The sequence below is a fragment of the Kiloniella antarctica genome, from assembly GCF_042682825.1.
In the GTDB taxonomy this organism is placed as follows: domain Bacteria; phylum Pseudomonadota; class Alphaproteobacteria; order Kiloniellales; family Kiloniellaceae; genus Kiloniella; species Kiloniella antarctica.
The window spans coordinates 1,010,780-1,031,310 of sequence record NZ_JBHUII010000004.1 but is presented as its reverse complement, the minus strand read 5'-3'; the positions used below and the strand labels follow the sequence as shown (position 1 = coordinate 1,031,310).

At 45.4% G+C, this 20,531-nt stretch carries 18 protein-coding genes; 10 read left to right on the top strand and 8 right to left on the bottom strand.

Annotated elements, in window-relative coordinates; genetic code table 11:
* Positions 1-64: 64 nt before the first annotated feature.
* Positions 65-1,816: a sensor histidine kinase gene (locus ACFSKO_RS11840; protein WP_380251769.1), complete on the bottom strand. Its 1,752-nt coding sequence runs from the start codon at positions 1,814-1,816 to the stop codon at positions 65-67.
* 525 nt (positions 1,817-2,341) lie between these two features.
* Between ACFSKO_RS11840 and ACFSKO_RS11835 the strand changes: the two genes are divergently transcribed.
* The 3 genes from ACFSKO_RS11835 (at position 2,342) to ACFSKO_RS11825 (ending at position 4,196) form a co-directional block, all read left to right on the top strand.
* Complete coding sequence (locus ACFSKO_RS11835; protein WP_380251767.1) at positions 2,342-2,695, top strand: methyl-accepting chemotaxis protein; 354 nt, start codon at positions 2,342-2,344, stop codon at positions 2,693-2,695.
* A gap of 154 nt (positions 2,696-2,849) precedes the next feature.
* Positions 2,850-3,830 (top strand): DMT family transporter, encoded by a 981-nt coding sequence (locus ACFSKO_RS11830; protein WP_380251765.1) that lies wholly within the window; start codon positions 2,850-2,852, stop codon positions 3,828-3,830.
* Between the two features lie 3 nt (positions 3,831-3,833).
* A complete protein-coding gene (locus ACFSKO_RS11825) occupies positions 3,834-4,196 on the top strand; it encodes a hypothetical protein (protein WP_380251763.1) in 363 nt (120 codons plus the stop codon).
* On the opposite strand, the gene queG is transcribed toward ACFSKO_RS11825, so the two are convergent.
* The 4 genes from queG to ACFSKO_RS11805 all read right to left on the bottom strand — a co-directional run bounded on the left by queG (position 4,157) and on the right by ACFSKO_RS11805 (position 8,470).
* Positions 4,157-5,377: a tRNA epoxyqueuosine(34) reductase QueG gene (gene queG, locus ACFSKO_RS11820; RefSeq protein WP_380251761.1), complete on the bottom strand. Its 1,221-nt coding sequence runs from the start codon at positions 5,375-5,377 to the stop codon at positions 4,157-4,159. The genes ACFSKO_RS11825 and queG overlap by 40 nt on opposite strands.
* An 82-nt stretch (positions 5,378-5,459) precedes the next feature.
* A complete protein-coding gene (gene tgt / locus ACFSKO_RS11815) occupies positions 5,460-6,632 on the bottom strand; it encodes a tRNA guanosine(34) transglycosylase Tgt (RefSeq protein ID WP_380251759.1) in 1,173 nt (390 codons plus the stop codon).
* Positions 6,629-7,681: a tRNA preQ1(34) S-adenosylmethionine ribosyltransferase-isomerase QueA gene (gene queA, locus ACFSKO_RS11810; RefSeq protein ID WP_380251757.1), complete on the bottom strand. Its 1,053-nt coding sequence runs from the start codon at positions 7,679-7,681 to the stop codon at positions 6,629-6,631. The genes tgt and queA overlap by 4 nt, the downstream gene beginning before the upstream one ends.
* Before the next feature lie 150 nt (positions 7,682-7,831).
* Entirely contained in the window at positions 7,832-8,470 is a 639-nt protein-coding gene (locus ACFSKO_RS11805; RefSeq protein ID WP_380251755.1) for a hypothetical protein, read from the bottom strand.
* 221 nt (positions 8,471-8,691) lie between these two features.
* On the opposite strand from ACFSKO_RS11805, the gene ACFSKO_RS11800 reads away from it, so the two are divergent.
* Genes ACFSKO_RS11800 through ACFSKO_RS11790 form a run of 3 tightly spaced genes read left to right on the top strand, consistent with a single transcriptional unit; the run spans position 8,692 to position 10,538 of the window.
* Positions 8,692-9,906, top strand: a complete 1,215-nt coding sequence (locus tag ACFSKO_RS11800; protein WP_380251753.1) for an O-antigen ligase family protein — start codon at positions 8,692-8,694, stop codon at positions 9,904-9,906.
* A gap of 18 nt (positions 9,907-9,924) precedes the next feature.
* Positions 9,925-10,308 carry a DUF423 domain-containing protein gene (locus ACFSKO_RS11795; protein WP_380251751.1) on the top strand — a complete coding sequence of 128 codons (384 nt, stop codon included), beginning with the start codon at positions 9,925-9,927 and terminating at the stop codon, positions 10,306-10,308.
* 2 nt (positions 10,309-10,310) lie between these two features.
* Positions 10,311-10,538 carry a sulfurtransferase TusA family protein gene (locus ACFSKO_RS11790; protein WP_380251749.1) on the top strand — a complete coding sequence of 76 codons (228 nt, stop codon included), beginning with the start codon at positions 10,311-10,313 and terminating at the stop codon, positions 10,536-10,538.
* Here ACFSKO_RS11790 and ACFSKO_RS11785 read toward each other — a convergent pair.
* From ACFSKO_RS11785 to ACFSKO_RS11775, 3 genes are all read right to left on the bottom strand, one after another.
* A complete protein-coding gene (locus tag ACFSKO_RS11785) occupies positions 10,535-11,269 on the bottom strand; it encodes a DUF4336 domain-containing protein (RefSeq protein WP_380251747.1) in 735 nt (244 codons plus the stop codon). The two genes, ACFSKO_RS11790 and ACFSKO_RS11785, sit on opposite strands and share 4 nt — an antisense overlap.
* 105 nt (positions 11,270-11,374) lie before the next feature.
* Positions 11,375-14,581, bottom strand: a complete 3,207-nt coding sequence (locus tag ACFSKO_RS11780) for an efflux RND transporter permease subunit (protein WP_380251745.1) — start codon at positions 14,579-14,581, stop codon at positions 11,375-11,377.
* On the bottom strand, positions 14,581-15,780 hold the full coding sequence (locus tag ACFSKO_RS11775; protein WP_380251743.1) for an efflux RND transporter periplasmic adaptor subunit: 1,200 nt from the start codon (positions 15,778-15,780) through the stop codon (positions 14,581-14,583). Before ACFSKO_RS11775 ends, ACFSKO_RS11780 begins: the two co-directional genes overlap by 1 nt.
* A gap of 347 nt (positions 15,781-16,127) precedes the next feature.
* Between ACFSKO_RS11775 and ACFSKO_RS11770 the strand changes: the two genes are divergently transcribed.
* The 4 genes from ACFSKO_RS11770 (at position 16,128) to dxs (ending at position 20,485) form a co-directional block, all read left to right on the top strand.
* On the top strand, positions 16,128-17,063 hold the full coding sequence (locus tag ACFSKO_RS11770) for a histone deacetylase family protein (protein ID WP_380251741.1): 936 nt from the start codon (positions 16,128-16,130) through the stop codon (positions 17,061-17,063).
* Between the two features lie 139 nt (positions 17,064-17,202).
* Positions 17,203-17,466: an exodeoxyribonuclease VII small subunit gene (locus tag ACFSKO_RS11765; protein ID WP_380251739.1), complete on the top strand. Its 264-nt coding sequence runs from the start codon at positions 17,203-17,205 to the stop codon at positions 17,464-17,466.
* A 28-nt stretch (positions 17,467-17,494) separates the two neighbouring features.
* Positions 17,495-18,382 (top strand): polyprenyl synthetase family protein, encoded by an 888-nt coding sequence (locus tag ACFSKO_RS11760; RefSeq protein WP_380251737.1) that lies wholly within the window; start codon positions 17,495-17,497, stop codon positions 18,380-18,382.
* Between the two features lie 165 nt (positions 18,383-18,547).
* Positions 18,548-20,485: a 1-deoxy-D-xylulose-5-phosphate synthase gene (gene dxs / locus ACFSKO_RS11755; protein WP_380251735.1), complete on the top strand. Its 1,938-nt coding sequence runs from the start codon at positions 18,548-18,550 to the stop codon at positions 20,483-20,485.
* The last annotated feature ends 46 nt before the right edge of the window (positions 20,486-20,531 follow it).

Below are 20,531 nucleotides of genomic sequence, written 5' to 3'. Positions count from 1 at the left end.
GTTGTTTAAACAACGGGCCCTTTTTTATATTTAGGATTTAATCGTTTGTCGCGTTTAAACGAGCTTAAGCATTACTGCTCAATATGGTTTGGTCGAATGGTGTGGTACCCGGCCTTTCTAATACTCGAGAGGCAGGGAAAGTGATGGTCGCTGTGGTACCTTTGCTTATTTGGCTAGATAAACTTAAGGTGCCGTCATGTTGCTCCATCAAAGATTTTACAAGCGGAAGACCTAGACCGGTTCCTTCAAAAGCACGTGTCATTGGTGTATCTGCGCGGATAAAGGGCTCGAGAATGCGTTCAAGTTCGTGTTTTGGGATACCAATCCCTGTATCTCTGATTTGAATAGAGAGACTGTGATCTGAATTCTTCATCGCTGATAGGACCACTTCACCGCCTTGTGGCGTGAACTTGACAGCATTGGAGAGGAGATTAAGCAGGATCTGTTTTACAGCTCGTAAGTCCGCTTTTACATAAGGTAGATCGGCTGGAATATCGAGATTAACGGGAACAAAATCTGATGTACTTTGCCCGACGACGAGCTTATGGGCTGCGCGTGCTGTTTGGGCGAGGTCGACTGACTCGTCTTGAAGTTCAAAGGCGCCAGCTTCAATTTTTGATAAATCAAGGATATCGTTAATCAAATCAAGCAGGTGTGTTCCAGATGAATGAATATCATGACAATAAGATTTGTAATGATTAGAGCCTAAAGGTCCCATTAATTCACTCTTCATAATCTCTGAGAAGCCCAGAATAGCATTGAGTGGTGTACGTAGTTCATGGCTCATATTGGCAAGGAATTGTGACTTGGCGGTATTCGCCTGATCAGCAATTTCTTTTGCCCGGCGAATTTCACGCTCTTGGTTCATAAGCGGCGTAATATCGGTAGCGAGAACTACGATCTCTTTGGCGGGAGTTCGTCTGTGGTTAAACTGTAACCAAGTGCCATTACTGAGATGAAGGATCATACGTTCTTGCAAAGACACATGGCCAGAACAGGTTTCTTTGATAAATTCTTCTTCGCGGCCTTCTGTACCAACAAAATCGCCAGCGTACACGAGTTCACGCATAAGGTCTTCAAAGCGAGAGCCAAGAGTAATAATACGTGCTCGTTTGGCAGAAATGTTACGATAGTTACTGTTGCAAAGAACCAGCTTGTCATCTTGGTCATAAAGAGCAAAGCCCTCAGACATGGTTTCGATGGCTTGAGTTAATTGAGCTTCTGAACGCTTGGCACGGAGTTCGCTGGCTTTAACGGCTGCTTCGTAGGCAGATTGTTTTTGTAATAGGTCGTTATAGGCGGTTACGACAGCTCCGAGTTCATCATCTGATTTCCAGTTAACTGCAACACGATTTTTGTGTTGTTTTTCTGTCTGGATGGATTCAAGTAGGAGCTTGAGAGGGATGCCGATATAGGAGTTAGCCCCGAGAAAGGTCAGAGCTGATAGGACTAAAATTGTGACGACCATAACGAGGCCATCAAATATCAAACGTTCCCTTATCTCCGCAGTGATCAAGGCGTCGTGAAAAAGAACTTTGACTGTCCCAATTGTTTCAAGGCGATCAAATGAATTGTGTTTAATCGCGGTTTCTCGAGAAAGAGCGGCGTCTATGGTTTGTGCCGTTTCGCTGGTCAATTCCGCAAGAATTAATCCATCTGTATCGTAAACCTGAGCAGAATGGAATTCGGGGTTTCTAGACAAGGCAAGCAGGATAGCTTGGATAGAATCCAAGTCATAATTCCAGACAGGTGTCGAAAGTGCTGTCCCTTGAATGTCGACCATTTTGTCTAAACGCGTTCCAAGCTCAGAATTCAACTTGTGAATATTCCGGCTTTCCAAAACGGTAAAGAGAAGCAATAAGCTTATGCTAATCAATGGTATATATATTGATAGCAGCTTTCCACAAATGGAGTTGCGTATTTTTAAATTCAACCGGCGCTCCACACCCTAACGATAATTTGCCTTATGCGTTTATCCTGCTCATTTTTCTAATAGAAAAGGCTGCCCCAAAAGTAACAGCATCCCCTTAAGCAAAAATGAATATACGGGCTTCTCGTATTTAGAACAATAGATTGTAACAGTCCTAGATATCAACCTTCAGCGAGAATTTAATAATTTTTATCTCTTTTAACGAGTTATTCTCTCGATATTTGTAAAATAACTTATGGTTGGATTGTGATAATTAATTAATATGAATAGTCGTAACTATTCATCACTGTGATTATGTGGGTTTCTATCAGTAAAAAAGTTATTCAAAAAGCAAGATTTTTCATCGCGGTTAATCTCGCGTTAATGGCAAATTGCTATCAGTGTGGTTCTGTTTAATGGGAGCAAGTGTTAATGAATTCGAATCAGGGTGTTTTAGAGCAAAGTATAGATAAAATTTTCGAGGAAATCGCTCAACTGAGTGTTGAAATTGAAAATGTGGGTAATGTGGCCCAACAAATTGACGCCATTGCGCGTCAAACAAATCTTCTTGCACTGAATGCTACAATTGAAGCTGCCCGTGCCGGGGATGCAGGTAAGGGGTTTGCTGTTGTGGCTGGAGAAGTTAAACAGCTAGCTGGACAAACGAGCCAAGCGACCACAGAAATCGGTGGTATTGTGCAATCTCTTTCATCTCATGTGGAACAGCTTAAGGTGATTAGCACGAAAGCAAAAGATGGCCTTCCTACAGCAGATAATGCAGCTTAAATGAGATAATAATTTTTTACCGATTGTCCACAATCAAGAAATATCTACTCAGCATATTAATTTTGGTTCAGCCTCTAGGGAATTGAATCCACATTACTTTGACTAAAGATGCACAAGCTATTTGCGTTTAAGCGGGTTTCTTGGAACATTGGGGGTGAAATTATTATTGACCCCCATTGGATCCTTATACGAAATGCTCTCAGATAAACCAAAATTCCATCATTACCTTTTGCTTGTACTGTTGGGAGCGATTTGGGGGAGCTCTTTTTTTCTTATTAAAGTTACTTTAGAAACGGTGTCTCCGGTTACTCTTACAGCTTTTCGGCTTTTTTTCGCGTTTCTGGCTCTTACAGCCTTAGTGATGGTGTTGGGAAAGAAATTTCCGACTGACATGGGGACTTGGCGGCGGTATGGCATTATTGCCGTAACGGGAAATATTTTACCGTTTATCCTTATTTCCTGGGGCGAGCTTCATATCGATTCTGGGTTGGCGGCGATTTTAATGTCTGTGGTGCCGTTGACTGCTTTATTTGTTGCACATTTTTGGACCGATGACGAAAAAATGTCCCTACCCAAGATTACTGGCACCTTAGTCGGATTTTGTGGTGTTATACTTTTGGTGGGTCCTGATGTGTTAAAAGGATTGGGAGATTCTGTATTAGGACAGTTGGCCGTAGCTTTCGCCTCTTTTTGTTATGGGGCGACATCCGTTTATGCACGTAAAACCGGCCTGGTTAAACTAGACCCAATTGTGAATGGTTCTGCGATTTTGTTGTGTGCGTCCGTTATGGCCATTCCGATGGCCTTTATTCTTGAAGATCCGCTGTCTTTGGATCCAACTTTAGAGAGTATTGGAGCGCTGATCAGCCTGGCTGTTCTTTCTACCGCGATTGCTTATATTATTTTATATTATTTGCTGGGCTCGGTTGGAGCCAATTTTACAGCATTGAATAATTATTTGGTGCCTGTATTTGGGATGGTGTGGGGGTATATGTTTCTCTCAGAAAGTTATGGTATGGATGCCTTTGTTGCATTGGCGGTTATCCTTTTTGGTATTATCATTACTCAATTGGGAAAAAAACGCAGAAAAATACTTGGCGGCCCTGTGCTTGCTAGTGGGAAAACGGGGGAATAACCGATGCCAATCAGAAACAACGTAATTATACGATATGTGGTCGGGATCTTTGTCCTGCTATTGTCGGCCTGCGCGAATGAGCCCATCAAGGTCGGAGCATCTCGCCCAGTCGTAATGGCCGTGGGTAAGGGCGCGCAAATTTATGGTACAAATGACTATACCCCATGGGCGTTTGGGGTCTGCTATGGCAAGAGTGTTAACACACCTGCACAGATACTCGCTTTTGCAAGAGAGACTTGTGAAGGAGGCCGGATTGAACTTAGAGATGAGGATGCTTTTTGGAATGAATGCCCTGTAATTCAAAAGGTACGGGCATCATTTGTTTGTTATCCTAAAGGCCCGAAAGCATCAGCCTCAGGAGGGTAAGGAGACTTTTCAGAAGAAAGCTCTACCTTTGAAGATTCTGGTGTAGCCCACTCTTTCAAGACATCGGCGTCTTCTTCTTCTTTCGAGTAGGTTGTACGCAAAATTTCGAATTCATTAGATTCTTTTAATCTACCCAAAGCCCACACGGCCATCGCACGAACGAAGGGAGATGGATCTTTCAATAAAGGTTCTATCCGTGGTGTAACTCTGTTGTCGTTACAATTGCCAAGCCCGATCAAAACATTGCGAATAAATCGATCTCGCCCAATTCTTTTTATAGGGGATCCAGAAAAAATTTGTCGAAAATTTGCGTCGTCAAGTTCAACAAGGTCAGCTAATCGTGGCGCAGTAAGCTCAATACGCGGAAAAACATTCTCTTCCGTTGTTGGTTCCGCAAACTTATTCCAAGGACATACCGCGATGCAATCATCGCATCCATAGATATGATTTCCCATTGGGATCCGAAATTCCCGGGCAATGTGGCCGTGGTACTCAATCGTTAAGTAGGATATGCAGCGTTTTGCGTCCAGAACATAGGGCGCAGGAAAGGCGTTGGTAGGACAAATGCTTATGCAGCGGTTACAAGACCCACAATGATCCTCTTCTTTCAGGTCGGTTTTGAGATCCAGAGAAGTATAAATTTCACCAAGAAAAAGCCAAGATCCGTGCTCCCGAGATACCAGATGTGTATTTTTACCCTGCCAACCGATCCCGGCCTGAGCGGCTGCAACCTTTTCTAAAACGGGGGCAGTATCGACAAAGACCTTCACCTGGCAATCAAGGTTTTCAACCATCCAGCGGGCAAGGGCCTTTAGCCGCTTTTTGATAAAATCGTGATAGTCTTTGTTTCGTGCATAAACTGAAATGTTTCCACGATCATCGAACTCAAGATTGGCAAGAGGCGGGTCGGCTGGGCCATAGTTGACGCCAAGAACAATAATGCTTTTGGCGTCGTCCCACATGGCAGTCGGATTTTCACGCCATTCAATACGGTTTTCCATCCAGCCCATGTCGCCATGATAACCTCTTGCGAGAAATTCTCGAAGGTTCGCCTTGGTTTTCTCTCCAATTTCAGCAGGAGAGAACCCAACGGCATCAAACTGTAATTCAAGTGCTTTTTGGCGAATAGCAGCTGCTGGATCAGAAGGGTAAGACAGAGAGTTTTTGATTTTTTTACTCATTTCTCATCCCTCCTTCGTTCATGTTTTTAAAAGACTTTGTTCTGATTACAGTGTTTGTTTTGTAAAAAAGAATAGCACGCGGTTATGTGTGAGAAAAATCTCCATCCAATTCAGGGATGTCGCCCCCTTCTTGCAGACGGTAAAACTCTTCTTGGAAAGTCTTGAAAGTACCGGCTGCAATGGCATCGCGCATACCAGCCATAAGTTCTTGATAGTAGGAAAGATTGTGGATGGTTAGAAGGACGGGACCCAACATCTCTTTTGCTCTAAAAAGGTGTCTCAGATAAGCGCGGCTGAACTGGGTACAGCAGGTGCATTTGCATTGATCATCAACAGGACGGTGATCATCTTCATGACGTTTGTTCCGCATGTTAAGAGCGCCACGACGGGTAAAGGCTTGTGCGTTTCGACCTGATCTTGTCGGTAGGACGCAGTCAAACATGTCGATCCCTCGGGCAACAGCGCCTACAAGGTCTGAAGGTTTACCAACACCCATAAGGTACCTGGGCTTGTCTTTGGGCAAGTGTGGCATGGTGTGGTCGAGCACTTCGAACATCACCTCTTGTCCTTCACCAACGGCGAGGCCCCCGACAGCATAGCCTTCAAAGCCAATATCGATGAGGGATTGCGCAGATTCTTTGCGCAAATCTTCGTAAGTAGAACCCTGTACAATACCAAAGAGACCATAGCCATCACGATCGCGGAAGGCTTTGCGGCAACGTTCAGCCCAACGCATGGAGCGACGCATGGAATCAGCCGCTTCTTTGTGGGTTGCAGGATAGGGGGTGCACTCATCCAGAACCATGGTGATATTTGAATCAAGAAGGTCCTGAATCTCCATGGATCGTTCGGGGGTCAGATTGTGTTTACTACCGTCGATATGAGATTGGAATTTCACGCCTTCTTCGGTGATCTTGCGCAATCCGGACAAAGACATCACTTGGTAGCCACCTGAATCCGTCAGAATTGGATGAGGCCAATTCATAAACTTGTGGAGGCCGCCATGGCGATCAACCAATTCAGCGGTTGGACGCAACATCAAATGGTAAGTGTTGCCGAGTACGACTTCTGCACCTGTGGAGCGGAGTTGCTCAGGTGTTATGCCTTTTACGGTTCCAGCTGTCCCAACGGTCATAAAAGCGGGGGTTTGGAATGTTCCGTGAGCTGTGGTGACTTCTCCGCGGCGTGCAAGGCCATCTGTGGCTTGAAGTTCATAACCAAATTTAGCTGATTTACTTTTTTCTTGATCACTCATAGACGATCCTCACGCTGCAACAGACTGCAGTCCCCGTAGGAATAAAAACGATAGCCATTCTGGATGGCGTGTTGATAGGCCGCGCGCATGCGATCTAACCCGGCAAATGCAGATACAAGCATAAATAAGGTTGAACGAGGCAAATGAAAGTTGGTCAATAGCAGATCAACGATTTTGAATTTGTAACCTGGTGTGATGAAAATATCGGTTTCACCATCAAAGGGGTGAAGAGTGCTGTTATTATCTGCGGCGCTTTCAAGTAAGCGAAGCGCAGTAGTTCCAACGGCAATAATTCGACCACCTCTGGCGCGAACGGTATTGATACGTTCTGCAGTTTCTTTACTGATATGGCCAATTTCGCTGTGCATTTTGTGGTCTTTGAGATCGTCAACCTTTACAGGCAAGAACGTTCCTGCACCGACATGTAAGGTCAAGGTGAGGTGTTCAATTCCCTTTTCTTCGAGGGCTAACATAAGGCGATCAGTATAGTGTAAACTGGCTGTGGGAGCTGCAACAGCACCCCTGTATTTGGCAAATCGGGTTTGATAATCACCCGCGTCCTGGTTATCTGAGCCAGCTTCTCTTTGAATATAAGGTGGCAATGGCATTTTGCCGTATTCTTCCAGATAGGGATACAGTTCTTCCGGTGGCAAATCAAAGGCAAGGAGTACTTCACCGCCATCAAGTTTGTTTTCGACTCTGGCTGTGAAACCATCAGCAAAACGTACGATGTCATCCGGGCGTAATTTTTTTGCAGGTTTGGCAAAAGTCCACCAGCGCGCCCCACCGTCTGGACTTGGCGGTTCTTGCTTGTGTAACGTAACTTCAATACCAGCTTCTCCCCGTTTGCCTTTTAGGCGTGCAGGGATGACTTTTGTGTCATTAAAGACAAGTAAATCACCAGGCTGAATAAGCTCTGGTAAGTCTATCATTCTGTGATCTTCAAAGTCCTTGCCAACGGACAGGAGCTTGGCCATGTCGCGTGGGTTTTCCGGTCGGTGGGCAATTACCTCACGGGGGAGCTCGAAGTCAAAGAGATCCGTTTTCATCTATTCGTATCCTGTTGCTCATCCTGGATCTTGAAACGATCAAAGAGCTATCGGGCGATTGGTATCAGAAGATAGCGCAGGACGCAAAGGGCAGGTGTTATTAACTGCTATGCTTTGCAGGTATAGTTGCCAAACTAAGTGCGATTTGAATTATTGCGCTTTCATTTCGGGTTCTTTGACGTTGTATCTGAGACCATAGCCTACGCGTTCTTTGGTCACGCCTTCGACAAAATGAAATGGGCGCTCTTCTATCCGGGCAAAATTTTTGCCACGCATTAATATCATAACACCTGCTTTTGCTGTCATGCGGGTCGCATTGGTTTTGTTTCGATCATCACAAATATAAAATCCGGCTTCACCTGCAAGTGTTAATATCGCGATTACAGCTTCAAAGCAGATAAGATCGCGGTGCGGTGAGATCCCCATTGAACCTTCGTCATAACGAAGGGCTGCTGTATCATTAAAGGCAAAAGGTGTTTTATAAGGTTGAGGCGTCATCAACTTAAAAGCAGCGTTCAGTTGTTGCTCAAAAGCGATTTGATAATCATTTAGGGCTGAGTGTCCATCGAAATTCATACAAATGCTAAAATCTTGCCGAACTTCATTCCCAGGAGATCCAACCACGGGTGTACCGTTTCTAAATGTGAGATTTTCTGTCGCCTGGAGCATCTTTTCGCAGCCTGCCTCATCGACCAGTGGAAAAGCCGCGGCCCCCTCAAGTGGAAGGCGTTCCATTGCTTTGGCAAGAGAATTCGGGGTTGTTAAAAGGTGTTGGGCAAAAATCGTCATGATTATAATTTCTAAAGAGCAAGAGTAGACGTTAACAAGAAGGCTATTATTTAAGTAAAAGTTATAACCTATTTGTAAAATAATAATGTGCCAAATGCGTCATTATGAAGCTGGTATTGGAGAATGAGATTAAAGGGCAGTTCCCTGTACTGTACAGTTTTGAGAAAGCGGTTTATAGATATTCCCAAGACAATTTTTGTTCATTTTTAAGTGTAGATTTTATGAATAGTCATTTATTGCGACTGTTTTTTTTCGCCGTTCCCACGATCAGTGTTTTCAGCTCAAACGCTTTGGTGCCTGTTGTTGCTTTCGTTGGTGTTGCAACAGCTGTTATCACCTATTTTAAAGATAAAAAAATGCCCAAGTTCAGCAAATTGCAACTTGGATTATTAGTCGCGGTTTTTGGATGGATAACGATCTCTACCTTCTGGACAATTAACCCGCTGAACGCTTTAAAGCTGGATTTGCGGTTATTTGCTTTAACTCTTTGCGGATTATTACTTATTTCTTCGGTTGAATCCCAGTCTGTGCACACGCATAGAGCTTTGGCCAAAGCGCTGTTGATTGGATGTGTTTTGGCGGCACTTTTTTTGCTGGTTGAATCAACTCTAAGTGCGCCAATTACGAAACTCATAAAGGGAAAATCACTTGATTATGGCATGAACCTTTCGCGTTTTAATCGTGGTGCAACATTTTTGGGGATTACAGCTTGGGCCTTGTTTTCCATTTATGGGACACGGCTTTCGTTGTTCTTAAAGTTATTGCTTCCCGTTGTACCTTTGGTGGTCTTATTTTTTGCCCCAAGCGAGAGCACGTTGTTTGCGGTTCTATTGGGATCAATCTGGTATTTATTGTTTTTTGCCATGCCGAGGTTTGGGTTTAAGCTTCTCCCGGTATTACTCGTCGCTTCTGTTCTTGTTATGCCGTTGGTTGCTAAATTTGCGGCCCCGTTACATGGACCAGAATCTTCTCAATCTATTCCTTTTTCAGCAAAGCATAGGTTTTTTATCTGGGAGTTTGTGGGGACGCAAATTTTTGAAAATCCTATTGTGGGATGGGGCTTTGATGCGGCTAGAGATTATCCTAATAAGGGGGTGGAAAATTATGTTCATGTTGATGGAAACGATAAGGAGAGAGCCCTTGGTGGGCGGATAATCTCTCTGCATCCACACAATTTCTCTCTTCAGGTTTGGTTAGAGCTTGGCGGGATAGGTGCTGTTTTGGTGTCATTGATAATCTGGAACTTATTTGGCTATTTAAAAAGAAACGGTTTGGGCGAAGATGCAGCTATTCAGGCAATGGTGGTGTCGACCTTCATTATCGCTTTGTTGGGGTATGGCATCTGGCAAAATCGTTGGTACGTAATGTTCTTTGTTTTTGCTTCCATGGTACCTCTGGTCCGTTCCTGTACTCAGGTCGATAAGAGAAATAAGTAATACGGATATTTGAATTAAATGAATAAATTTTGGATTATTTTTGCCGCCCTTTGGGGGGCAGTATCTGTTGCAGTTGGCGCTTATAGTGCACATGGTTTTAACGGAGATGAAGCCAGAGTTTTGTGGGCGCAAACGGGGAGTTCTTACGGATTTGTCCACGTTCTCGCGCTCATCGGGCTAATTGCGTTGGCGCAGGTCGGTAATGGATGCTCGCGTGCTAAATTTGGCGCGAGCTTATGCTTTTCTCTTGGCTTGATATTCTTCACGGGAGGCTTATTTATGAAAGCCTTGTTTGATGTCTCTCTCGGGGGGCCTTATATCCCGATTGGTGGCAGCCTTTATATTCTGGGTTGGTTACTGGTTGCGGCTTACGGTTTTACATTTAAGGCTAAAGAGGTTTAGATATGGCGGAACATCTACTCGATGCTACGGGGTTAAAGTGTCCTATTCCGGTATTGCGCGCCCGAAAGGCGATGAAGCCTCTGGTATCTGGGGATGTGTTGGAAATTCACGCCACAGACCCAAGTGCGCTGATGGATTTTAAGAATTTTTGTGAAACCACTGGGCATGAGCTGGTTTCATCTCAAGAGCGTGAAGATGACGTGCTGGTTTTATTAATCAAGAAAAGTTAAGTCAGCAACCAGCGAAAGGCACGCTTGAGCTCCGCTGTTCCATTACTGTCGTACCATCTGCCGTGAGAAATTATTACTTTCTCTGGAGCCCAGGAAATCATACGTTCAATGGCTCTTTTTGCATGAGAACGTCCGCTGGAAAAAGCCATCCGCATGTCGATCGGCGCTTTCCCGTCGGGGTCAAGATTTCCTGCCAATTTACAAAGTAAGGTAAAATACCAAGGTAATTTTTTTGCTTCAAAATTTTCAATAAGATCTGTAAGAATCAAGGTTTTGGTTGGCTTATGAAAAAAGTCGATTTCATGCAGAAATTTATTTCCACGTACATAAACCTGATTAATTTCATTTTTCCAATCGGCAGGCGCCGTATCATTTAATTCCTGAGCTACGGGAAAGTTTATCTTATATTCTGAAGCTCTCTTTAAAACATCTGGGGCGGCCCAGACTTGCGCGTTTGGATAATGTTCTTTCCAGCTCCCTACAGAGAGATAGTGAATGTTGTTGGGGGCGATGAGATGCTTAACTCCTCCCAATTGATCGATTTCGTTCAAAAGATTAGGGAGTGGGGCTGTGGGGGAGTGTACCCAAAGATCTCCATTGGCTAAACGGATCAAGGTCATTCTTGTTGGAAAGGGAATACCGTAAAAGGAAACATGGGGACCATCCACGATCCATATATTTTCACCAACGGGCTTTAGTGTGTTGATAGGGGCATAGAGTTTTGTCGTCATCTATTCTCGGTCGCCGATAAATTATTAAGTTAATGTTGCGCCTATAAAAAGAAGCCTTTGGGAACCAAAGGCTTCTTTTTATTGTCAGGTTATGTATTCCCTAAGTTACTCTGCAGCATTAGCCAAACCAGGGCGGGCTTTAAGCGTCTGATTATGCTTGCGATCAATCTCCAGAGTTTTTTCCATCAAGGAAAGCATCGGGGGGATAATGAGCAATGTGAGTACAGCTGAAAGGGAAAGCCCACCGATGACAACTGAGCCCAAACCACGATAGAGCTCAGAACCTGCACCAGGGACAAGAACCAATGGCATCATGCCAACCACAGAAGTAAGTGTGGACATGAAAATAGGCCGAATACGATTTCGCGTGGCTTCCAATATCGCAGCCTGTGCAGGCATGTTTTCCACCCGCAAGTGATGCAAGGTTTGGTGAACCACAAGTATGGCATTGTTGACAACAATCCCGACCAGAATAACAAAGCCAAGCAGGGTGAGCATATCCAGAGGTTGGAAAGTGACAAGGTTGAGGAACACGAGACCTGCGACCCCGCCTGCTGTTGCCAAAGGTACCGCCAGTAGGATGATTAAGGGGTAGAGGAAACTTTCAAACAATACCGCCATTACGAGATAGACAATCACGATTGCCAAAAGCAGATTGACCACCATGGCATCCCAAGTTTGTGCAAGATTATCTGCCGTACCACTCAGGCTTATCTTTACATCACTGGGGAGTCCGGCTGCTTCAAGTGGTGCGATGATTTCAGCGTGAAGCGTATCCAGAGCTTGTTCCAGAGGAACACCCGCAGATGGCCTGAGTTCCAGTGTAATCGTACGTAGGCGTTCGCGATGTCGAATCTCTGTTGGTCCCGACGTCAGGATGATTTCAGCGAGACTGGAAGCTGGAAGAATTGTGCCATCTGACGTAACCACAGGCAGATTTGCAATGCCTTGCGTCTGCGTGATTCCATCCGTGGGTCCTTTAAGAGTCAAATCTAATCGTTTGTTACCGATCGTGATTTCTTCAACACGAAGACCGTCATTAAACACATCAATTGCAGTTCCAAACTCGTTAACGGATACACCGTTATCTGCCAATCTAATTCTATCGGGTAGTATACGGACTTCCGGTGCGCCAAGCTCCAGACCCGGACGTGGTCTGAACTGGTTACCTTCACTGGTTGGAAAGACAGCAAGCATCTTTCCTGTGGCTTGACCAGCAATAGCCAGAATTTCATTTAAGTCGGAACCGGAGATGTCGAGGTCGATTTTCCTTCCCCCACCAATGCCACGACCAAAGAGAGAGGGCTGGTTGATAAACCCAAAAGTGCCAGGTTCTTTGAAAACGGGTTCCTGCAGCACAGGAATAAGCTCGGCTACTCTTTGTCCGTCAACGGCAACAGCGCCTAAGAAAGTATTTGATCTGGTGGCAACAAAGAAGAACCGCTCCATTTTGACTGGTTCACCTTCTTCAGACTCCGGACCTGTTTCAGAGGCCCATAAACTGCGAATGGAGTTCTCAACTTCAATGGCAATGGAGGTCATGGTATCGAGATTATATCCTGGAGGAGGGATGATGACACCAAAGACGAGGTTTCGGTTGCCTTCTGGCAGGTATTCAAGTTTTGGTAAAAATTTCCATGTGCCAAGCGAAGCAATGACGGTAATCGCACCAACCAGTCCAATGGCCATAATTTTCTTTTTCACGACGATGGTCTGAAAGGCCATAACAAAATTAACAAAGCCTCTACCGAACTGGTCAATACCAGGAAGATGAAGACGTTTGACCGTATCACTTCCATCAGTGTCGTGGTCTCTTAAAAAGCGACGAGAGAGTGCAGGAATTACAGTGATAGAAACAACAAGTGAGAGTGTAACGGAAACAGAGATCGCAACGGCGATATCACGGAAGAGTTGCCCTACTTCGAGTTCCATCACTAAAATTGGAATGAAGACCATGACGGTGGTGAGCGCTGAGACAAGGATCGCGCCCCAAACTTGCTGTGCTCCCTCATAGGCGGCAACAGCAGGGGACTTACCTTCTTCTTTAAGCCGGAAGATGTTTTCGAGCACAACAATTGCGGCATCCACAACCATACCGACAGCGAAGGCTAAGCCAGCTAAAGATATTACGTTGATGGACCGTCCTAATACAGCCATAGCAACAAAGGATCCAATTACTGAAACCGGAATAGCCATGGAAATAATGAGTGTGGCCCTAACTGAGCGCAGAAAGATCAAGAGGATAATTGCCGCGAGGACACCACCGAACCATATATTCTGTCTGACCAGTTCAATTGCAGAGCTGATATAGACGGTTTCATCATAAACTTGTTCGAGCTTCAAACCGGCATTGGGAACAGCTTTTGCGTTAAGATCGTCAATGGCCTGGTAGATACCATCCATGGTTTCGATAACGTTTGCACCCGTTTCCCGGGTCGCATTAAAAGCCAAGGCAGCATTGCCAAGCATTCTAATGTTAGAGCTTGGATCTTTGTAGTTAAAGTTAACTCTGGCGATATCCCCGACGGTTACCCGTGCTACGCTACCTGTAAGAGAATCCTGGTAACTGCGAAGAACGACCTGTTTGACCGCTTCAACAGTATTAAGATCACCTTCGGTTCTAACAATGTAACGTCGTTTTCCTTCGTCAACATCGCCGGCGGAGATTGAGGAGCTAGCCGCGCGTAAAGTAGAAACCACCGAGCTTGCGGTTAGACCGTAACGCGCAAGCAATTCAGGAAGAACAACAATCTCGATCTCGCGTTCACTACCACCGTAAATGTTAACGCCACTTATCCCAGGAACGCGTTCCAGACGATCTTTGACAATATCTTCAACAAAATCACCATAGTGATAAATTGGGGTCGTGTTACCTTCTTCGCGAGTGAGGATAAACCAAGCGATGGGATTATCTTCTGCGCCAGCTGTATCCAGTGTTGGTTCGTCAGCTTCAGCAGGGTATCCGTTGACACGGTCCAATCTGTTTGCAGTTAGAAGCAGGGCTTTACCCATATCTGTACCGACATTGAATTCCAGTGTAACCCTACCGGAGCCGTAGGCCGAATTACTAACCATGCTATGAAGGTTTTCCAAACCCTTCAACTTATCTTCTTGCTGGGTAATAATCTGGCGTTCGACCTCTGCAGGAGCTGCACCGGCCCAGTTTGTGCGAATGGTTATAACAGGACGATTTACATCGGGTGTCAGTTGGATTGGAATAACCTGAAGCGCAACAGCACCAAATAGCACGATCATAATCACAGCAGAAATTACCGCGATTGGCCGTTCGATGGATATCTTAATAAGGTTCATTACGAGGCCTCCTCGCTTTTCGTCTTATCTGACTCGCTTGATGTTTGGTCGTCAGATTCTTCCTTTGTCGGGTTAGGCTTTGTTTGCCCGGCTTCATTTATTAGAAGTGGTATGCCCGGGAAGAGCCGTTCGTTTCCTCTGGTTACGACTTGGTCCCCCACTTGGAGGCCATAGATTACTTCAATCCGGTTTCCAATTTGTTGTCCCAATTGGATAGGCCGTGGCTGAGCGTGCCCTTCTGCGTTAAGAAAAACCATAGGACCGTTGGCACTTTGAATGACTGCGTCCTTATGTACGGTGGCAACATCACGTTTGGCTCCGGCTGGAACCCGTAAGGTTATGCTCTGATTGTCTGCGAGTGTTTCAGGATTGGGGAGTTGTGCGCTTAATCTGACTGGGCGGGTTCTCGTTAAAGGATTTTCGCGCGGTAAAATTGCTCTGATGGTTGCCAATAAGGGTGTGCCATCTTCTAGACTAAGGGAAAATTCCATACCAGCTTTTATGGCTTTAAGGCGGCGAGCAGGGACATCAACTTCGATTTCTAAACTGTCCCGAGATAGCAAATCAGCCACGGGATCACCTGCTTGAACATAAGATCCTGCCTCGGTTTCTTTTGAAATAACGACAGCATTATAGGGAGCTTTAATCTCTGTGTAAGCGAGATTAATTTCTGCCCTACGTAGTTTGGCTTTTGCAGTATTAATATCAGCGCGAGCTTGGGAAACTTCGGCCTTGGCTATAACACTGTTTTGTATGGAATCTTCATATTTTGATTTGTTGAATGCAGCAGATTTTTTTAATTTTTCAAATCTTTTAAGTTCTTGATCTGCCAGAACGAGCCGAGCTTGAAAAGTGCTTAATCTACTACTGGAAGCCTGTACTTCACTTGTCGCAAGATCACGGTCAGCACGAAGTGTTGCAGAATTGAGACGCGCAATTACCTGGCCAGTTGTGACGTTGTCGCCAACTTCAACCAAAACCTCCTCCACGGGTCCTGCAATACGTGCGGATACCTTGCCACTTTGGCGTGCAACCAGACGTCCTATAACGGGGACTGTCTGGTCCATTGTTTCTGTGCGAACTTCATCAACTTGAACCAGAGAAGCTTTTTGGGCCGACGCTGTAATTGGGATCGCGATTGAAAAGGTCGTCAGGCAAAACGCCATCAGAAGATTTGAAGTTGTTAGCAGCTGGCGCAACCCGGCCTCCTAAGATGATGCTCAAGCAGAGCTTGGCATTTTATGGTGGTTTGGTTCTGATGGCCAAGACAGGGCCTTAAACAATCAGTGGCTTCATAGGGAGATTGACGGTTTGGTTGCCCTCAGCAACGCCGTTCTCTTTTTGTACTTTAGTAGAGAGGATGGTAATCTGTAAAGGCTAACTCCAGATATTAAAACATTATGTTATTTTTTGATTTGATTGATACTGTTATGAATATTAAACGAAATAAATGAAAAAATCCGTCGGCAGTTTGTGTAATTAGTGTCACAATTATTTTTTTAGTAAAACCGAACTCTAGAAAATGGATTTTATCAGGAGGGTATAGATGGCTACAGCCTTGTTCAGTCACCCTGTCAGTCAATTGCATGACCCTGGGTTGCACCATCCTGAGTCTCCCCAACGCATCGAAGCAATTCTCAGGGCGCTTGCGGAGCCAGATTTCGATGGATTAGATCGCAGGATTTCTCCTTTAATAGATAAGAAAAAACTTCACTGGGCGCATACCGCAGAACATATAAAAGATGTATTTCGCGCCATTCCTGATACAGGCTACGTTGCTATTGATGGCGATACGGTTGTTTGTAAAGATTCTGGCGAAGCCGCTTTACGGGCTGCTGGAGGAATCTGTGCTGCAGTGGATGCGGTTATAAATAAAGAAGTTGATAATGCCTTTTGTCTGAGCCGTCCACCGGGCCATCACGCTGAACGAAACCGTGTGATGGGGTTTTGTCTATTCTGTAATCCTGCCATAGGAGCCTATCAGGCTCGACATGAACATGGTTTGCAAAAGATTGCAGTGATAGATTTTGACGTTCATCACGGCAACGGAACTCAGGATATTTTATGGGACGATCCAGATATGTTTTATGCTTCGACCCATGAATCGCCGTTGTTCCCAGGTACAGGAAGTCTGGGGGAGATTGGTGTTGCGGGAAATGTTTTGAACACACCACTGCCGTCTGGGGCAGGATCATATGAATTTCGCAAAGCCATGGAAGATAGGGTTTTTCCTGCGGTGAGAAATTTTGCTCCTGAAATGATCATTGTTTCGGCAGGCTTTGATGCACACCGAGAAGATCCGTTGGCCTCTATCAATCTGGAAGATGAGGACTTTGGCTGGGTGAGCAAACGGATTGTTGAGTTGGCTGAGGAGCTTTGTGAAGGACGTCTCGTTTCTATCTTAGAAGGGGGGTATAATGTGGAATCTTTGGCACGTTCGGTATCTTTGCATGTGATGGCAATGATGAATGCCGCTGATTAAATATATTCAAAAGTGACGGTTTGAATATGTCGGGATTTCCCAGTTTAAGTATTTTGGGTAAGTATTTTCTGGGACAAATCCTTGTCTGGCTTACTTTGAAGACGTAGAGTGCGGCTGACATAAATTCTCGAGGTTCTCCATGACGGAAAATTCAAAAGCAGTTGATAATGCGGCTGCCATTCAGGCTATGAGCTTTGAAGCAGCACTCGCCGAACTCAAAATGATTGTTGAACGTTTGGAACAGGGTGAAGGCAAGCTTGATGAAGCAATTGATGCGTATGATCGCGGTGCTAAATTAAAGGCCCATTGCGAATCAAAACTTCGGGAAGCTCAGGAAAAAATTGAAAAAATTACCATTGGTCCCGATGGCGAGCCCCGCACAGAACCTTTCGATGTGGCTTAATAAAGCCTGCTAACGGAGTTGTCTTCTTATGCAGGACGTTAAATCAGCCCTCGTTATACGCGCTACTGCTGTTCAAGCTCGGCTTGATGCCTTGCTGCCCCTGATATCGACCCCCGAAGGGGAGGTTGTCGAGGCCATGCGTTATAGTGCCTTGGGCGGTGGGAAACGGTTACGACCTTTTTTGGTTATGGAAACTGCGGCCCTTTTTGATGTCGAGGAAACCTACGCTCTTGAGGTCGCGGCTGCTTTGGAAATGGTCCATTGTTATAGTCTTGTTCATGACGACCTTCCGGCAATGGATGATAGCGATTTAAGACGTGGTCGTCTGACCGTTCATAAAAAATGGGACGATGCCACGGCGATCTTGGCTGGAGATGGCCTTTTGACCGAGGCTTTTGGCGTTTTGGCTGATAGTAAAAGCCATCCCGATGCCGAAGTGCGTCTTAAATTAATAGCCGGATTAGCGACGGCTTCTGGCGCGGCAGGAATGGTGGGGGGGCAAATGATTGACTTGTCGCCAAGCCGTGCAGAATTAGACCTCAATGGGATTACCCGCCTTCAGGCTATGAAAACGGGAGCGCTCATCCGTTTTGCTTGCCAGGCCGGGGCGATTTTGGGGAAAGCGGGAGACGAGGAATATAAAGCTTTGAGTCTCTTTGCTGAGGATATTGGTCTGGCTTTTCAAATTGTCGATGATTTATTGGATCATGAGGCGACACCAGAAGAAACAGGAAAGCCAACAGGCGTTGATTCTGACGCTGGAAAGGCAACTTTTGTTGGGCAGCTTGGTTTGCAAGTTGCGCGAGAAAGGGCTGAGGAATTAGTGCACTTGGCTAAATCTAGACTTGATATTTTCGCAGGAAAGGCGCAGTTACTTCGCGACACTGCCACATTTGTATTAGAACGTAGGTCCTAAGTTAATTGCGGCCCTGTTTAAGGTTACTTTAGCAAGTCGCTTTAAAGTTAATGTGGATTTATTAAGCCGACCAGGAGTATAATTTATAACTGGTTGTCGAGGGATCTAAAAAAATTCATATGCCTTGCAGAAGGTATGTGAGAGATAAAGTTGATGGAGAGACGGGTGAGTCAGTACGGCCATAATCGCCAGACCCCTCTGCTGGACACAGTAAAAAATCCTGCAGACCTACGTACATTAGACGAAAGCCAATTGCCTCAGTTGGCAGAAGAAGTTCGTCTGGATATGATCAATGCCGTGTCCCAGACCGGTGGTCATCTTGGTGCTGGATTGGGTGTTGTTGAGCTGACTGTTGCTATTCATCACGTCTTTAACACGCCGGATGACAAGCTTATCTGGGATGTAGGACATCAATGCTATCCTCATAAAATTCTTACAGAACGTCGGGAACAGTTAAGTACAATCCGTCAAGGCGGTGGAATTTCTGGCTTTACGACCCGTAAGGAAAGTATCTACGACCCCTTTGGGGCGGCACATAGTTCGACCTCAATCTCGGCAGGACTTGGCTACGCTGTTGCGCGGGACCTCGCGGGGAAAACCAATAACGTTATATCCGTTATTGGGGATGGATCCATGACGGCTGGCATGGCCTATGAAGCCATGAATAACGCGGGTGCCATGAATTCCAGATTGATTGTTATTCTTAATGATAATGATATGTCGATCGCCCCACCTGTTGGGGCTTTGAGCGCTTATCTGTCTCGCTTGATTTCTGCCAAACCTTATCAATCTATGCGCCTTTTGGCGAAGGAAATTATCAGTAAATTTCCGCCACGTATTGAGACAGCGGCCAAACGCGCGGAAGAATATGCCCGTGGATTTTTTACGGGTGGAACATTGTTTGAGGAACTTGGTTTCTTTTATATTGGCCCCGTTGATGGACACGACTTTTCGCACCTTCTTCCTGTTTTGAAGAATGTTCGTGACTGTGGATTTGATGGACCTGTTCTTATCCATGCCGTGACCCAAAAGGGTAAAGGCTACGAGCCGGCTGAACAGGCTGCTGATAAATATCATGGTGTTTCTAAGTTCGATGTTGTCAGTGGTAAGCAGCAAAAAACACCACCTAAAGCGCCATTATATCAGAATGTCTTTGCCAAAGCTTTGATTGCTGAAGCCAAACACGATGACAAGATCGTAGCTATGACCGCCGCGATGCCAACAGGAACCGGAATTAATTTGTTCGAAGAAGAGTTCCCTGATCGTACGTTTGATGTGGGCATTGCAGAACAACACGGCGTGACTTTTTGTGCTGGTATGGCCTGTGACGGCTATAAGCCGTATGCAACAATTTATTCTACTTTTTTGCAGCGGGCTTATGATCAAGTGATTCATGATGTTGCGATCCAGAGCTTGCCTGTTCGCTTTATTATTGATCGGGCCGGGATGGTTGGTGCTGACGGCGTGACCCATCAGGGAAGTTATGATCTTGCTTATCTTGGGTGTATCCCGGGTATGATTATTATGGCGCCTTCTGATGAGCTTGAATTGATGAACATGGTGGCGACTTCTGCTGTGATCGACGATCAACCATGTGCTATCCGTTTTCCGAGAGGCGAATCAACCGGACGGATTGAACTGCCAGAGCGGGGAAGCGTCCTTGAGATTGGAAAAGGTCGTATCATTCGTGAAGGCTCTCACGTTGCTATTCTCGCTCTTGGTACGCGGTTGGAAGATTGCCTCAAAGCTGCAGATAAGCTAGCGGCACATGGGTTCAGTACGACCGTTGCAGATGCTAGATTTGCCAAGCCTTTGGATGCTGATCTCGTTCGCTTGCTTGCTAAGAACCATGATGTGTTCTTAACTGTAGAAGAGGGGTCTATTGGCGGGTTCTCTTCCTTGGTTTCTAATTTACTTGCGAACGAAGGCCTGTTCGATAAAGGGCTCAAATTTCGCCCGGTTTGCATGCCAGATATATTTATCGATCACGATACTCCGGCCAAACAGTTGGAACAGGCCGGCCTAGATGCCCAAGGAATATTTAATAAAGCAATGTCTGCTCTTGGTAAGGAAGTTGTGACGTCTTCATCGTCGATTGCCTAAATTCATTTAGTCGTTTTAATCGATTTTGGCATACTGATCCTTGCTG